Below are 16,376 nucleotides of genomic sequence, written 5' to 3' on the forward strand. Positions count from 1 at the left end.
CAACGGCAAATGTGCCTTTTAAAACATCCATCCGCTATATGGTGTGAGGAAATTAACATGAATCTTAAGCTGCAGCTGAAAGTCCTCTCCTTTCTGCAGTTCTGCCTGTGGGGAAGCTGGCTTACCACCCTCGGCTCATATATGTTTGTCACCCTTAAATTCGACGGTGCATCCATCGGTGCTGTGTATAGCTCGCTGGGGATTGCCGCCGTCTTTATGCCCACGCTGTTAGGGATTGTGGCCGACAAATGGTTGAGTGCGAAATGGGTATACGCCATTTGCCACGTCGTTGGCGCTGCAACATTGTTCATGGCTGCCGAAGTGACCACGCCAGGCGCCATGTTCTTTGTGATCTTGCTTAACTCGCTGGCCTATATGCCAACGTTAGGGTTGATCAACACCATCTCCTACTACCGCCTGCAATCCGCAGGGATGGACATCGTCACCGACTTCCCGCCTATTCGTATCTGGGGCACCATCGGCTTTATTATGGCGATGTGGGGCGTAAGCTTCTCTGGCTTTGAACTGAGCCATATGCAGTTGTACATCGGCGCGGCGCTTTCCGTCATTCTGGTACTGTTTACGCTTACGCTGCCGCACATTCCGGTTGCCAGACAGCAGAAGAACCAGAGCTGGACTTCAATGCTGGGGCTGGATGCTTTCGCGCTGTTCAAAAACAAACGCATGGCGATTTTCTTTATCTTCTCCATGATGCTGGGCGCCGAGCTGCAAATTACCAATATGTTCGGTAACACCTTCCTGCACAGCTTTGATAAAGATCCGCTGTTCGCCAGCAGTTTTATCGTGCAGCATGCCTCGGTCATGATGTCGATTTCGCAAATTTCCGAGACGCTGTTCATCCTGACCATTCCGTTCTTCTTAAGCCGCTACGGTATTAAGAACGTCATGCTGATCAGTATCGTGGCCTGGATGCTGCGCTTTGGCCTGTTCGCTTATGGCGACCCAACGCCGTTCGGTACCGTGCTGCTGGTTCTGTCGATGATTGTTTACGGCTGCGCCTTCGACTTCTTCAACATCTCCGGTTCGGTGTTTGTGGAAAAAGAGGTACGCCCTGAAATCCGCGCCAGTGCGCAGGGCATGTTCCTGATGATGACTAACGGCTTCGGTTGTATCCTTGGCGGCGTCGTGAGCGGTAAAGTGGTGGAACACTACACCCTGAACGGCATTACCGACTGGCAGACCGTGTGGCTGATTTTCGCAGGCTACTCTCTGGTTCTGGCCTTTGCGTTCGTGGCACTGTTTAAATACAAACACGTTCGCGTTCCGGCAGGCGCGCAGACTATCGCGCATTAATCTTTACGCCGGATGGCGCTAATGCTTATCCGGCCTACAAGGGAGTCGCCCCGTAGGCCGGATAACGCGAACTTATTTCAGCACATAGCCATACAGTCGTTTAATCCCATCGGCATCGGTTTCGCTGTAAACTCCCTGCAACTCAGGCGAGAAGCCGGGTAGCAAATTGACGCCCTCTTCCAGCGCCAGGAAGTAGCGCTGTACCGCCCCACCCCACACTTCGCCCGGCACGACGCACAGCACGCCCGGAGGATATGGCAGCGCGCCTTCTGCCGCGATACGCCCTTCAGCGTCACGAATACGCACTAACTCAACATCGCCGCGAATAAAAGCGCTATTGGCATCCTGCGGATTCATCGCCACCGCAGGCAGGCTCTCTTTGCGGAACATCGCTTTTTGCAGATCTTTCACATCAAAACTGACGTACAGATCGTGCATCTCCTGGCATAACTGGCGCAGGGTGTAGTCGCGGTAACGTACCGGATATTTGTTAAAGATGGTCGGCAGCACATCCGCCAGCGGCGTGTCGTCTTCGATATGTTGTTCGAACTGGGCCAGCATCGCCACCAGTTGCGCCATTTTGGCTTCGCTTTCGGCAGGCGTCAGCAGGAACAAAATCGAGTTGAGATCGCATTTTTCCGGTACGATGCCGTTCTCACGCAGATAGTGCGCCAGAATAGTGGCCGGGATACCAAAGTCGGTATAGCGCCCGGTTTCAGCATCAATGCCCGGCGTGGTCAGCAGCAGTTTGCACGGATCGACAAAATACTGATCCTCCGCATAGCCTGCAAAGCCATGCCATTTCGCCCCGGGTTCAAAGCTGAAGAAGCGTCGATCGCTGGCAATCAGTGCCGTTGGATGATCCTGCCACGGTTTACCGTCCACAAGCGGCGGAATGAATGGCTGAAGCAGTTTGCAGCGGGCGAGTATCGCCTTGCGCGCCTCAATGCCCAGCGCCACGCACTCTGCCCACAGGCGGCGACCGCTCTCCCCTTCATGGATTTTGGCATTGACATCCAGCGCAGCAAACAACGGGTAGAACGGACTGGTGGAAGCATGCAGCATAAAGGCGTTGTTCAGGCGCTTGTGCGGGCAAAAACGCGCCTGACCGCGAATGTGGTTGTCCTTTTTGTGAATCTGCGAGGTTTGCGAGAAACCAGCCTGCTGCTTGTGTACCGACTGCGTAACAAAAATCCCCGGATCGTTTTCGTTCAGCTCCAGCAGCAGCGGCGAACCGTCCGCCATCATCGGAATAAATTGCTCATACCCGACCCAGGCGGAGTCAAACAGGATGTAATCACACAGACTGCCGATTTTGTCGATAACCTGACGGGCGTTGTAGATCGTGCCGTCATACGTCCCCAGTTGAATGACGGCCAGACGAAACGGGCGCGGCCGATCGGCTTTCTGCGGGGCGACCTCACGGATCTGCTCACGCAGGTATGCCTCGTCGAAACAGTGCTCATCAATGCCACCGATAAAACCAAACGGGTTGCGCGCGGCTTCGAGATAGACCGGCGTGGCGCCCGCCTGAATCAACGCCCCGTGGTGGTTTGATTTATGGTTGTTACGATCGAACAGCACCAGATCGCCGCGCGTCAGCAGCGCGTTGGTCACAACTTTATTCGCCGCCGAGGTGCCATTCAGCACGAAATACGTTTTATCCGCATGAAAGACTTTCGCCGCAAACTTCTGCGCATGCTTGGCCGATCCCTCATGAATGAGCAGATCCCCCAGCTTTACGTCGGCGTTGCACATATCCGCCCGAAAGAGGTTTTCGCCGAAGAAGTCATAAAAATGCCGACCGGCCGGGTGCTTTCTGAAAAACTCACCGTGCTGATGGCCCGGGCAGGCAAAGGTGCTGTTACCCATATCGACATACTGGGTCAGCGTGTCATAAAACGGCGGCAGCAGATTCTCTTCATAACGGCAGGCGGCCGACTCCAGTTCCAGCCAGTCCTGCGCGTTGCCGCTTATCACCGCCTCAACACCGGCAGGCGTATCAACATGATCGTCAGAGAGAATAAACACCGGCAAATGAAAACCGGTGCGTTTAAGCAATGCCAGGATGCCGCTGCGACTGTCCGCAACGGTAATGACGACTGCCGCGACATCAGTAAAGTCAGTGCCATCCAGCGCCACCACATGGCGGTGGGTAGACAAGCGAGAGACCAGTTCCCCACTGGCGGCAATATTCATTGATTTCATAAGCGCAAAAACCCGTTTCGGGAGAATAGAAGTCCCGGGCAAGGTAACATTACCCTGCCCCACGAAATGTTGGGTCAAACTGGTCACCAGCTCCGACCGCCAGACATCAGTAAAAGCAGACAGCCTCTGATCTTACTGTTGTCCCGCAGTGAGCGTGCGCTGCCCTCACCGCATGGTGAGAGAATGAAGGGAGATCAAAGAAAGGGGCAATCGTCGCGCAGAAAGGCGAAGTTGAAGGCGATGTAAGGGTAATATGGTCATCCCAGGCAGCCCCGTACAAACAGGAGAAAATTCGCGCAATCATGGCACCTTTCCCCTGGGGGCGCAAGATCAAATCCCGGACATACGCGCCATCGACAAACGCGCATAATGCGTGATATTCGGGGCATAATAATGCAATCAGATAAAACAAATAGCAGGAGCGACTGTGGTAATCGGGCCTTTTATTAACGCCAGCGCCGTTTTAGCTGGAGGCGTGCTTGGCGCGCTTCTCAGCCAGCGTTTACCGGAACGGATTCGTGTCTCAATGACCTCTATTTTCGGGCTGGCATCGCTGGGGATCGGTATTTTACTGGTCATAAAATGCGCCAACCTTCCGGTGATGGTTCTGGCGACAATCATCGGCGCGCTTATCGGCGAGTTTTGTTACCTGGAAAAAGGCATCAACACGGCGGTGACGAAAGCGCAGCAACTGATTAAAAAACCGGGGAAGAAAGCCGTCCACGACACCTTTATTCAGAACTATGTCGCCATTATTGTTCTTTTTTGCGCCAGCGGAACCGGCATTTTCGGCGCGATGCATGAAGGCATGACCGGCGACCCGAGCATTCTCATCGCAAAATCGTTTCTCGATTTCTTCACGGCCATGATCTTCGCCTGCTCGCTGGGAGTCGCCGTCGCCGTTATTTCCGCCCCCATGTTGGTTATCCAGCTATTGCTCGCCACCTGCGCGGCCTTAATTTTACCGCTCACCACCCCGGCGATGATGGCAGATTTCAGTGCCGTAGGCGGATTACTGCTGCTGGCGACCGGTCTACGTATTTGCGGAATCAAGATGTTTGCGGTGGTCAATATGCTCCCCGCCCTGCTCCTGGCGATGCCGCTTTCCGCCGCGTGGACCGCGTTTTTTGCCTGAAAATGCGTGCAATACCAACAATCTGGTGATAGATTGTGCAGTCTGCATGGATTTGAAGAAATTTCGTTGACGAAACGAAGCGAATCGGTTTTAATGCGCCCCGTTGCCCGGATAGCTCAGTCGGTAGAGCAGGGGATTGAAAATCCCCGTGTCCTTGGTTCGATTCCGAGTCCGGGCACCAAAATTCATATCAACGGACCTCCACGGAGGTCCGTTTTTGCTATTCCTCTTCCTTTGGCTCATAACTGTCTTCCCCATGTTCACATGAACACCGCCGTTGCCTCTGACAGCGACAACAGCGTTTGCATTGGTCGATTCAAATTGTTAGCGACCCGGAGACAGCTTTGCACCATGCCAGAAACTGGCTCCTTGTTTTGAAACCTGCCTTTTTTCTAATATTCGATTGATGGGTATATACCGTTTTTCTGCTTATTCTTGTCATTAGACGAACTCCTGGCATGCTGTCAGAATATTTCATCAACCGAATGATACCGAGCTCCCTTAATGTTAATTCACTGATGAGCTGGCAGTATCGACATGTTTCATCAGATTTTCTTTGTAGCGTACATTTTAACGCCTCACGAATATCTGAAGTATTATCCTGCAACGATATAGTTCCGCAGGAAGATATTCCCCACGAACTAAGTGGTATAATCACAACATCATCAGATAACTGTCGGCAGTAACATGCAGTGATCAAATCAATATCTTGCACAAATAACATTCTTCTTTGTTCTGTTGCAGGAATAATGGATTTAACCAGTTCATTTAAGCCTGACAGCGCGAATTGATCTAATGGCGTTGTTATCATATTGAAAAAACCTATAGGCTGAAGGCCCCCTATGGGGCCTTTACTGATACGGCACACGAAAGTTAAAACTCATAGCGCACGCTAATACCGCCACCCGTGTCACGGTAATTATCGCTGCCGAAGCGGGAACTCACGCCAACCTGTACGCTCAGCTTCTCTATCAGGCTAGCTTCAACACCCAGCTTAGCTTCTCCAATGTCCTTACGGCCCTCGTCGTACAGCGTCACGTCGTCCATTCTGACCCCGCTTTTCTCACTGTTATGCAGCCAGTTCGCTGCCAGGTAAGGTTTCCAGACGCTCTCCTTACCGGAGCGATGTTCCATAAAGGCCTTCACGCCCAACCGGGACTGCGTATTATTTTCACCCTTACCAGCTACTCGAGTTCCGTTAGTTTCACGGTGCTCATCCATCGTCACCCCGCTCCACACCACCTGTGCCTGTGGCTGGATGAAGACATCATTATGTTTATCTCCCCACAGATGGAATGTATATCCGCCCTCAACTGAGGCCAGCAGGCCATCCGAGTCATATTTCTCTTTCGCAAGTCCTTTTCCCTGCACTTCGTTGTCATACCACGCATATTGCAGCCATGTGTCGATATACGCGCCAGTACGCTGATCCGCATTCCTGAACCAGGTTCCGTATAGCCCAACGCTGTAGCCGCTGACGTTTCCTTCTGAGCGATAACCCGTCAGGGAGGAGTCCGTGGTACTGTGGCTGCTGCCGTAGCCGGCCATCAAACCAGTCCGCCAGATGTCCGTGCCGGTGTAGGTGCCGCTGGCAATATCACCGCCCATCTGGATGACATAGCGATTCTCGTCCGTATTGAGTTGACCGCTGCTGTCCCGGCTGTCAAGGTGTCGCCCTTCCGTACGTATCCACATACTGGTCAGCTTCTTTTCACCAGTGAACGGATCGGTGTACATGCGGTCACCGCCACGGTCCTCAAGCCTGGTCATGAACATCTCATTTGCCGCTGCGAGGTTGGTCATGTAACTACCGGCCTCCGGGCGGGAGATGCTGGTATTCGGGAATACAGGTGGTGACGGTGGTTCTGTCGGATCAACCGGCCCTATTGGGTCCACAGGTTCTGTCGGATCAACCGGCTCTGTTGGGTCTACGGGTTCTGTCGGGTCAACCGGCTCTGTTGGGTCCACAGGTTCTGTGCTGCTGGTCAGGTACCAGTTATTACTGTTACCTCCATTGCCGCCCTGCACAAGGTTATAATCATAAGCGCCGGCAACAATACGACCGCGCTGGATAAATTGACCATCTGAATTACCATCAACGCGAATAATCTCAATGCCTTCGACAGTTTGAGCGCCTTGCCCACCCAGATTATTTACTGTTACGTAGCTGCTACCGTCTGTATCACCTGTGATATGCATACTATCTGTAATAGAAGCATCGCCTGCCAGCTGAGAATTAAAGACCAGAGTTCCTCCCTGACCATGATAATCACCATCGACAGTCAACGTAGTGCCAGCAGATGAAGCGGCTTCATTCATGTAAATGGTACCATCGTGATAGACAGTACCCACCGTTTGAGCATAACCATTTAGATCGAGAACACCATCTTTACCGATGTTAAAATCAGAACCAGCACTAAATGCGTTATCGCTACCAGCGCGTAAATACCCACCATGAAGATTAGTGTTTCCTGTGTAGTCATTACCACCCTGTAAAGTCGTCGAACCACTCCAGATATTTACCGTCCCGTCACCTGTAATCTGGGAAAGAAATTTATAATCATCGCTGGTATGTGAGAAATTGATCATACCAGCTCCATTGCCAAACTTAATAACTCTGGAGTTAACGTAACCTGGGGCGCTGTTGTTACCTATATTCAACACACCGTTACTGCCTTGCTGATCCGCAATCAAAAACTCACTGGTAGTATTTATCTCACCACCATCTGAAACAGTCATTATTGCCGATCCAGATTGAGCAAGAGTCAGGGAGTTAGTACTCAGGGAAGAGTTTTGACCAGAAACATTTATTTCACCATGCCCCCCTAAGACGCCTGACAAAAGACGAAAAGATGTAACAATACCACCATTAGTAATATTAAGTACCCCATCACCTCCTGCCCGCTCACCGACTATCGCTATTGTCCCCGGCCCCAAAATATTGACTCTCGAGTTGTCAACATTAACAACCCCTTGCCCCATCGTGTAACCAATATATAAATAAGTGGTACTGACCTCAGAATTGCGGATATCCAACTTCCCGGTCCCCCGATTAGTACCCACAAGGATCGCCTCAGTCGACAGACTGGACTCACTAAGAGTGCCATGACCGTTACCATACAGATAACCAATTAACAGATTTTTTGTATTAATTTCTGAAGATACTGCGTTAAGAAATCCAGTATATTCCGTACTCCCGCCGCCAACTGTAATTTCAGAGGCATCGACTGTTGCATTTAAAAGGGAGAGTCTTCCTGTCAAGCTCTCCCCTCCAAGGTCTGGTTCGGCAATGCCTACGCGAAGCGTGTTGGCGACGACGAGCTTCGCGTCATTAACGGCAAGGTGATAGTTATTATCAATACTACTGACTGAGATATCATCAGTAATTATTGGAAAGTGTCCATTAGGACCATCTATATATACCTCATCATTTTCGCCAGGCAATATTCCGATATCCCAGTTTTGGCTATCTGACCAGTCACTGGTATTTCCTGTCCAATAGACAGGAGCAGCTTCTGCTCCTACAGACAACACAAAAGAGACAGCACAACTCAGATACTTCTTTTTCACAATTACTCTCACTCCAGACAAAAGAGACGACTATTGCTTGATAGTCATCAATCCGAAAAAAATTACAGATAATTACTGCAACGACAGCTAAATCATAAATGAAAACATATCTCATATAATCTGTAGCAATAATATTATAATCTCACACAATTGTTGGATTTAATTGCAGCAACATTTGACATTTTCACTTCTTAGTTATTAAGAACAGTTATAACTCCATTAGCTAACATGCTGTTTATTAAAACAGTAAAGCCCTTGATATCTCTGGGTCGCAACAAAGATTGCGGAGATGCTGGACATGACTGTTAAATTTCCGCCCTATTACTCCTGTGATATTTCGTAAAGTAGTCTATTTATGTGTAAAGCTAGCATGAACCAGATACAAAGCACTGTGGTAAAGTATCAAGCCAGTTTATTAACATCAGGATACAGGAATAATATAGCGATATTCAGTAAATCTGTTATGAGTTAAAAAACATTCCAAATCCCAATTACAGTTCCATCCGGTGAATAATTCCGACATACTTTTCATGTTAGCTGACAACGCTATATAGAAAGGGTTAACAAACATTCCCTCTGCATAAAAACAGGCTATTTTATTTGAGTGTAAGCAAAATTCAGCATTCTCCAGTCCAGCAATACCATCAGGTTGTTCTGCTAATCCAACAAAATATTTTATATCTACTTCTCTCTCGCTTCGCCATGAAGGTGAATATTGGGAAGTGGCATAATAATGCTCGGGTGTATATCCCAGATGTTGAAAGAATTTTTTCCTAAAACGCTTCCGCTGATTGAAGTACGGTTTATCAAAATCAATAGCATCTACACTATAGTTAAAATATTGACCGTATAATCTGATACTGGCATTATCAATCATACTGATAGTTTTAATTTCACATGGAATCTTAAACACTTCGGCCTTTGCAATCGTGTTACTGACATTTAAAACTCCTTTTCTCCTGAAATCCTGGGGAGAAACCCCAAAAGTATTTTTAAAAGAACGTGAAAAGGCACTTATTGAATTAAACCTTAAAACCTCAGAAATATATCCAACACTGGCTCTGGTAAAACACAGAAATACGCCAGCCTTAAACATTCGTCGACCACGAACATATTTTGATAATGAATCACCGGTAGTATCTTTAAATATTTTTTGTAAGTAACTACTGCTATACCCGGATTTTTGACTAAGCAGTTCTATCGTTAACTCTTCGGAAAGGTGATCTTCGATCCACTGCAACAATGCATGCACATGTATTAAATAATTTACATTCATAATACCTCCCATCAGGCAATGAGGTGGCGTAATTATTAGTATAGCTCACTAATCCCCATTTTGATTTTCATTATATTGGTTCCCGATAACAGAGTTCATTAGCCCAGAAACAGATCTCTCAAGTTAGAAAACAAGGATGACAATGCAACCAAACATAGTAATTACATCCGGTTGCGTTCGCTGATTAATATTAATGATCAAGATAAATATAATGCATCCAGCTTGTCATACGCAAAAGCACCTTACGCAATACGGAAACATGCGAGAAATGTTCCGAATATGCAGCTACCTGCGCAGAAACACCGTCGGGTAACACATCAATATATTCATTATGTTCAAGTTCAATAGTTACCATCACCCCATCCATTGCCGGTGTAACGGTTAGTGCCTGTAGTGTGCCCTCGGCCTGGTAAGCCCCTCCCGGCACAACAGGAAGAATACTCATTAATTTCCCTTCAAACACTTTTCCTGGCAGGGCGTTAAACACGACTTCAGCTTCGTCACCAGGTTTTAGACGCAACAATGAGTTCTGACGAAACTGCGCTACAACCTGTCGTTTCTGTTCCGGGATGAAGACCATCACGGGACGAAGCGGTAATGAAGACGCATATGTGCCGGGCTGAATCAACAACTGAGTGACGTATCCATTTCCAGGGGCCCGGACGATTGTTTGTGCAAGACTATATTTCGCTTCAGCAAGTTGCGCTCTCAGACTAACAATCTGGGACTGTTCGCCATTTACCTTACTGTCCAGTTGACTCTGAATCTGAGCCTGTTCGGCAACAGAAGCTTTTACTACTGCATCCTGAGACAGATAACTTTGTCGGGCATTGTCTATATCTCTTTCAGAAAAGGGATTTACCTTAGCCTGGCTCCCCTTCACATAGCGTTGATAATCTTTATAAAGACGGTCGCGTTCAACTGAGACTCGTATGGTATTTTCCTGAGCTTCAGACAACTGGGCCTTTAGTACCTCAACATTATGGATGGCCGTGACTAAATCTGCCTGTAAACGCTCGACGCGAGACTGATATTTATCAGGCTCAATTTTAAAAAGTACTTCTCCTTTTTTAATTAGTTGATTTGGTTTGTCAATGACTTCAATTACCCTTCCCGTAACCTGAGGGATCACAGGAACAGAAATCACTGCTTTTTGGGCGGTAAATGTATAGGGATGGTTATAGTTCATTAATAAAATAAGCCCACTAACCAGCCCTATACCGCCAAGAGCAGCTGACGAAAGTGTCCACTGATTTACTGGTATCCTGAATAATTTAAAAACTGTCCATGCCAGTGCAATATAGGTCAGTATAATAAGCAAATCCACAATTAAATCTCCGGTGATTCTTTATCTATTTTGTTATGTGTTTTATTTACCAATGTCTCCAGATCTGCAATACGTTTTGTTAATGCGTCTATATCAGGATTTCTCTCAGACTGAGCGGCATTCGCCTGCATGCCCCACCCACGTTCTGGTTGATAGAGCGTGGCCCAGATCCACAAAAAAGGCCAGATGATATGCAGTGTAAACAAGCTAACCCAGCCAGCTGTATGGATCGCGTCAGCATGTGGATGATTACGTTTTTTTGCAATAATATAAGGAATATCATGAATCATGATGACCCCATAAAAAATTATCAGGAATACAAAAAACAGCATTCCTAAAGAGAAATAGTTCAGGAACATACACCCTCACTGAATTATATTTTAAAAATGTAATTAACTACATTATTTCAAATAAATGGATTCTCAGTTTATAGCTAAGGTACTTATGATGGCGCTACAATGAAATAAAATATCCAGGGCCGTAGCCCTGTTCTTGTCTACAATAGAATCCAAAATTACAGGTTGAAAACAGCTGCATCGGAAGCCATTTTATCAATCACCGCTTTCAAATCATCAACTGTAAGTAACTGGTTACTGTTCGGAAGATCTTTACCCTGCCCCTTTCTCAGCACTTTAGCTACGGCATTTCCACTTTGTGAATCAATCAATTCACCTTCAAAGTAGAGTCTGGTTTCCTGAGTCCTGTATCCGCTAATTACCTGTGTTCCTGCCAGCACCATCGCTATCGGGATTACCTCATAAAACTGTAATCCCATATTACTGGTATCAACAGCAGTAATTGCCCCTCTGAAGATCAAGGTGCCAGGGCCTGGTTTATCAACCAGCATAAAGCGCTTTGCGGCGGCTGTTTTCATACTCTGATTAGTGTAATCCAGAATCCCCTGTAGAACAGCTTCACCTACCTGAGTTGATGAGCGAGGCTCAGGATAATAGACAACAGGTTCATAAATAATTTTGGAATAATTTTCCAGATGAGCATGAGAATCGATCCAGCGCATAACTGGCACACCGGTAGTAGAAACGGCTGGTTTCAAGGATGAATAATCATTCAGGAACCCTGAATATTGTTCTGGTTTTACTCTGTCATTTGCACAACCAGTTAGTAATGATGTTACCACTATGATGGTAGCAACATATTTCATACTCATTATAACCTCCATGAAAATAATCCTGTGTTGTGTGCTTCCCGGTTCAGACTGATTGAACAAATAAAAGAAGAATAGAAAACAGGCATAAATAATAATATATAAAGTTACATAACATAATTACTTTTTTGGGACACAGACACACAGCCCTGAGCCTTTAAAATTATGTATCACATTGATTTAAATGAAATAAATTCATATACACAGATGTTTTCATACCACAAATTCCCATACAAAAAAGTTGAAAATGTAAAATCGAACTTTTCAACATCAGGGAATATCTGATAGCTGGAGAATAATAACTCCCGATATCTCCTGGTAGCCATATCCCGGCTTAATGCCGGATAAATCAAATTCATCTACTCATCTTTTGACAGCGCATCCATTGCAGATGTGGCTGCACCAACGCCCGGCAGAGCCCCAGATCCGCTACCGATCAGTCGATTACGGCAGTATGTCTGGTAGCCAATGACCACCTGAGTCATCACGATATAAATCCATCTCCCGTCTCGTTTAGGCTATTATCGTTAGTATATATTGTATTCAGAATGACAACTTTCAGGATGAATATGAGTAAGTTACGCACTGCAATTATCGTGGATGATCATCCCCTCGCGCGTCTGGCTATCCGTGGAGTGCTGGAGAAACAGCGCATTACTGTAATTAACGAATATGAAGACGGGGCGACTGCGCTGGAAGCGTTAACAAAAACGGCTGCGGATATTGTTGTCGTGGATGTCGAGATCCCCGGAGTGAATGGCGTCGAACTGGTAGAAAAGCTCAGAGCACGGCAGTTCACCGGAGTGCTGATCGTCGTGTCCGCGAAAAACGATCGTTACTACAGCAAACGTTGCGCTCAGGTGGGCGCTAACGCTTTCATCAGTAAAAAACAGGATATGGAAAACATTCTGGCCGCCATTAATGCAGCGCAAAATGGTTATAGCTATTTTCCTTTTTTCCTTGAAGCCCCCTCAGTTGCGTTAACCGATGCACAACGCCTGGAATCCCTCTCGGCACAGGAGATGAAGGTGATGGGCTATATGCTTAATGGTCTTGATAATTCACAAATTGGCGATGCAATGCATATCAGCAGCAAAACGGTCAGCACCTATAAAACACGGTTAATGGAAAAGTTAGGCTGCAAATCATTAATTGAGCTGCTCTCATTTGCCCACCAAAATAAGCTGACCTGATGATGAATAAATGGCCCATATTCGTGCTCATTGTTTTATCGATTACCGGGCGTGGCGTTCATGCCCAGGATGAGCTACCCGTTGAGCTGGAGTTGTCGGGCTACAATTACATTACGCCGGTTCCTGTTTATCTGAGTGAGGATGACAAGCGCTGGCTGAAGCAGAAAAAAACGCTTAAGGTTGCGGTTTATCAACCAGAGCAATCGCCCCTCGTGCAGACCACGCTCACAGGACGTTACCGTGGGATGAATGCCGATTATCTTGCGCTGATTCAGCATTCGCTCAACACCCACATCAGCGTGACGGCCTGGAAAAATCAGGAATCGGCAATTCATGCGCTGAAAGCGGGCGAAGTCGATATGGTATTGACCGGTCTGGAGAGTCGCCCTTTCGCCGAAGAAGGCATTCTGTCCTCACAGCCGCTGGTACATTCCTGGCCAAATTTAGTGACGTCGTTAGCCAATGTCATGCTTCCCTTGCAGAGTGCGCAAAGCACCCGGGTCGCTACTGTGAATCACTATCCTGATGAGGGATTTATTCAGCAGTCATTTCCTAACGCAGAGATCATTAATTACCCCACCTATCAGGAAGCGCTCAGCTCCGTCGCGCATGGGCAAAACGCCTGGTTTGTTGGCGACTCACTGACAACCAGCACCTGGCTATCGCAGGAATTTAGCCTCGCGTTGACGACGGTGAAATACTGGCCTGAACCACAGAAAAAAAGCGCCTTTTTATTTTTGCCAACGCAGGAACGTCTGCTGACAATTGTGAATAACACGCTCAGCGCCATCGATGAAAATGTGCATGGGCAAATAGCCCAGTCAATGATCGATAAAGGCAATCTGTCCTTTCTGTTAGAGCCGCTTAACCTGACCAACCGAGAGAAACAGTGGCTGAAAAGTCATAACACACTGCGTGTCATCATTAACCCGTGGTTTGCGCCTTACACTATGGTCGACAGTAACCAGGAAACGCGGGGCGTGGTGGGGGATATCCTGAATCTGATCGGTCTGCAAACCGGTATGCAGTTTGAAACCATTGTCGTCAAATCGAACGAAGAAATGGTTTCTGAAATGAAGAAAAACAACTGGCATATTGTGCAGGCCGCAACCTACGATTTAAGCCGTGAAAACGCGCTCTCCTTTACCCATCCCTTTATTACCACCCAATTCGTCACCGTTGTCAGAAAAGAGAATACGCAGGAAACCACGCTACGGGCAGGGATGAATGTGGCGATCGGCGCCGACCACGCGTTACTGGAAAAGCTTAAAGCCCAACACCCCGGCATCCAATGGAAAGAGGTGGAAAACTCCAGCGTAGCCTTGAATCTCGTGGCGACGGGAAAGGTGGACGCGGCCATTTCAAATCAGCTGACGGCCCGCTATATGAGCGAGCATTATTATCCCGATCAGCTCGCCTGGCTCCCGATTGCTGGTGAAGCGCCGGCGGCAATCAGTTTTGCCGTTCCCCGTTCCGAACCGGAACTTCGGCAGATCCTGGACAAAGCCCTGGATGATATTCCGCAAAAAGAGATTTTCCAGATCGTCAGTAAATGGATACGCCTGCCGGACGTCAAAATTGATACCTGGGAGTTGTATAACAGACCGTTTTATCTGGTGGCGATACTGGCGACGTTGCTGGTGGTGAGCAGCTTGCTGTGGGCCGTTTACCTGTCGCGGAAAGTCCGCCAAAGGAAACGTTCTCAACGCTTACTGGAGGCGGAACGAAACAAGGCACAGCAAGCCAATGAAGAGAAGCGGGAATTTCTTTCCCATATGAGCCACGAGATCCGAACGCCGGTCAGTGCAATTATGGGATTTCTGGAACTCTTACAGCTCTCCCCCGCTCGCTTCAGCCCTGAGGATAAAGCATCGGTGGATCAGGCTGCCCAGGCCTCGCGATCATTGTTAAAACTGATTGGCGAGATCCTCGATCTGGAAAAGATTGAATCAGGACTCTTAGACACCGTTCCGCAGTGGGTAAATGTTGATGCTCTGATAAAAGAAAAAATGACGCTGTTTAGCGCACTGGCGGCCCAAAAAGGGATCGACCTGCGTTATGACTCGCGGCTGGACCCGCAAGAGGCGATGCATCTGGACCCCCAGTTGCTGGGGCAGGTACTCACCAACCTCATTGGCAACGCGGTTAAATTTACGCAGCAAGGGTATGTCAGGATTTCGGCGACAAAGTCCAACGCGATGCTGGCGCTCTCGGTGAGCGACTCCGGTCCGGGTATTAGCACTGAAGAACAGAACCGTTTATTCACCGCCTTTAGTCAGGGGAAAGCGGGTAAGCATCATCGCGGTTCGGGCCTGGGGTTAGCGATCAGCCGGGCATTGATGACGCAAATGGGGGGAACCATCGCGCTGCAAAGCGAAATAAACCGTGGAACCACCCTGACGCTGAACCTGCCCGTGCAAACCTCGCGTGATATCACGCCGGTATCTATTGACGCACCCCCGCCCCCTCCCGTTATTCAGGGGACGCTGCGGGTATTAATCGTTGACGATCATCCCTCCAGTCGACTGCTCCTGAAACGCCAGCTTGCAACGTCAGGTATTGTTGCGGATGAAGCCGAAAACGGCGAAGAGGCCTTACGACACCTTCAGCAACAGCATTATGATTTGCTTATTACCGACCTCAATATGCCCGCAATGGACGGCATTGAACTTACCCGTCAGGTACGGAAATTTAATCGCGACCTCACCATCTGGGGGTTGACCGCCTCAGCGCAAGAACATGAACGCGAACGCTGTCTTGCGGCAGGCATGAATGCCTGTATTTTCAAGCCGATTACGTTATCGCAAATCTCGCACTTCCTTTCAGGAATGTGTGAGACAGCCAATACGATGTTTGATATCGAAATGCTGGGTATGCTGGCGCAAGGCAACCGGGCGCTCATGCTTACAGCGTTAAAAGATGCACAGCAGGAGAACCGCCGTGATTTAGTCGCCGCCCGACAAGCGGCGCATACTGAAGATTATCTGACCGTGAAGCGCCATATTCATCGCATTAACGGGACTGCCCAACTGCTGGGCGTTAAGGCATTGATGAAGGTAGCGCAGTCGCTGGAAGATAAACTACCTGACGCCATTTCCGCCGCAGACCTTGCCACAGACCTTGATCGCATCGACGCCTTACTTGATGAATTAGATCAGGCTATCGCAACATTCATTCCATAACCTTCC

Annotated in this window: 11 protein-coding genes and 1 tRNA gene; 5 read left to right on the top strand and 7 right to left on the bottom strand. The window is 48.2% G+C overall.

Translation table 11 applies throughout. From position 1 onward, the window contains the following. Window positions 1-57 precede the first annotated feature (57 nt). On the top strand, window positions 58-1,314 hold the full coding sequence (locus OGW17_RS18955) for a nucleoside permease (RefSeq protein ID WP_049010794.1): 1,257 nt from the start codon (window positions 58-60) through the stop codon (window positions 1,312-1,314). Window positions 1,315-1,386: 72 nt separating this feature from the next. Here OGW17_RS18955 and OGW17_RS18960 read toward each other — a convergent pair whose 3' ends face one another. Next, window positions 1,387-3,522, bottom strand: a complete 2,136-nt coding sequence (locus OGW17_RS18960) for an ornithine decarboxylase (RefSeq protein ID WP_071257861.1) — start codon at window positions 3,520-3,522, stop codon at window positions 1,387-1,389. Between the two features lie 427 nt (window positions 3,523-3,949). Between OGW17_RS18960 and OGW17_RS18965 the strand changes: the two genes are divergently transcribed. Next, window positions 3,950-4,657, top strand: a complete 708-nt coding sequence (locus tag OGW17_RS18965) for a DUF554 domain-containing protein (protein WP_012135082.1) — start codon at window positions 3,950-3,952, stop codon at window positions 4,655-4,657. A gap of 105 nt (window positions 4,658-4,762) precedes the next feature. Next, window positions 4,763-4,838, top strand: a tRNA-Phe gene (locus OGW17_RS18970). Window positions 4,839-4,973: 135 nt separating this feature from the next. Here OGW17_RS18970 and OGW17_RS18975 read toward each other — a convergent pair. The 6 genes from OGW17_RS18975 to OGW17_RS19000 form a co-directional block, all read right to left on the bottom strand. Continuing rightward, window positions 4,974-5,468, bottom strand: a complete 495-nt coding sequence (locus tag OGW17_RS18975) for a helix-turn-helix transcriptional regulator (RefSeq protein WP_123907424.1) — start codon at window positions 5,466-5,468, stop codon at window positions 4,974-4,976. A gap of 62 nt (window positions 5,469-5,530) precedes the next feature. Continuing rightward, window positions 5,531-8,227, bottom strand: coding sequence for an autotransporter outer membrane beta-barrel domain-containing protein (locus tag OGW17_RS18980; RefSeq protein WP_114647218.1), 2,697 nt, complete (start codon window positions 8,225-8,227; stop codon window positions 5,531-5,533). Between the two features lie 421 nt (window positions 8,228-8,648). After that, window positions 8,649-9,503, bottom strand: coding sequence for a helix-turn-helix domain-containing protein (locus OGW17_RS18985; protein ID WP_071257859.1), 855 nt, complete (start codon window positions 9,501-9,503; stop codon window positions 8,649-8,651). Between the two features lie 190 nt (window positions 9,504-9,693). After that, a complete protein-coding gene (locus tag OGW17_RS18990) occupies window positions 9,694-10,830 on the bottom strand; it encodes an HlyD family secretion protein (protein ID WP_071257858.1) in 1,137 nt (378 codons plus the stop codon). 2 nt (window positions 10,831-10,832) lie between these two features. Beyond that, window positions 10,833-11,189 carry a DUF3302 domain-containing protein gene (locus OGW17_RS18995; protein ID WP_071257857.1) on the bottom strand — a complete coding sequence of 119 codons (357 nt, stop codon included), beginning with the start codon at window positions 11,187-11,189 and terminating at the stop codon, window positions 10,833-10,835. A gap of 155 nt (window positions 11,190-11,344) precedes the next feature. Then, window positions 11,345-11,998 carry a DUF3313 domain-containing protein gene (locus tag OGW17_RS19000; RefSeq protein WP_081353166.1) on the bottom strand — a complete coding sequence of 218 codons (654 nt, stop codon included), beginning with the start codon at window positions 11,996-11,998 and terminating at the stop codon, window positions 11,345-11,347. Window positions 11,999-12,564: 566 nt separating this feature from the next. Between OGW17_RS19000 and evgA the strand changes: the two genes are divergently transcribed. After that, window positions 12,565-13,188, top strand: a complete 624-nt coding sequence (evgA, locus tag OGW17_RS19005) for an acid-sensing system DNA-binding response regulator EvgA (protein WP_371320451.1) — start codon at window positions 12,565-12,567, stop codon at window positions 13,186-13,188. Next, window positions 13,188-16,370, top strand: coding sequence for a response regulator (locus OGW17_RS19010; protein WP_114647217.1), 3,183 nt, complete (start codon window positions 13,188-13,190; stop codon window positions 16,368-16,370). Before evgA ends, OGW17_RS19010 begins: the two co-directional genes overlap by 1 nt. The last annotated feature ends 6 nt before the right edge of the window (window positions 16,371-16,376 follow it).

The organism is Citrobacter sp. CK181, from assembly GCF_030333595.1.
GTDB classification, from domain to species: Bacteria; Pseudomonadota; Gammaproteobacteria; order Enterobacterales; family Enterobacteriaceae; genus Citrobacter_B; species Citrobacter_B koseri.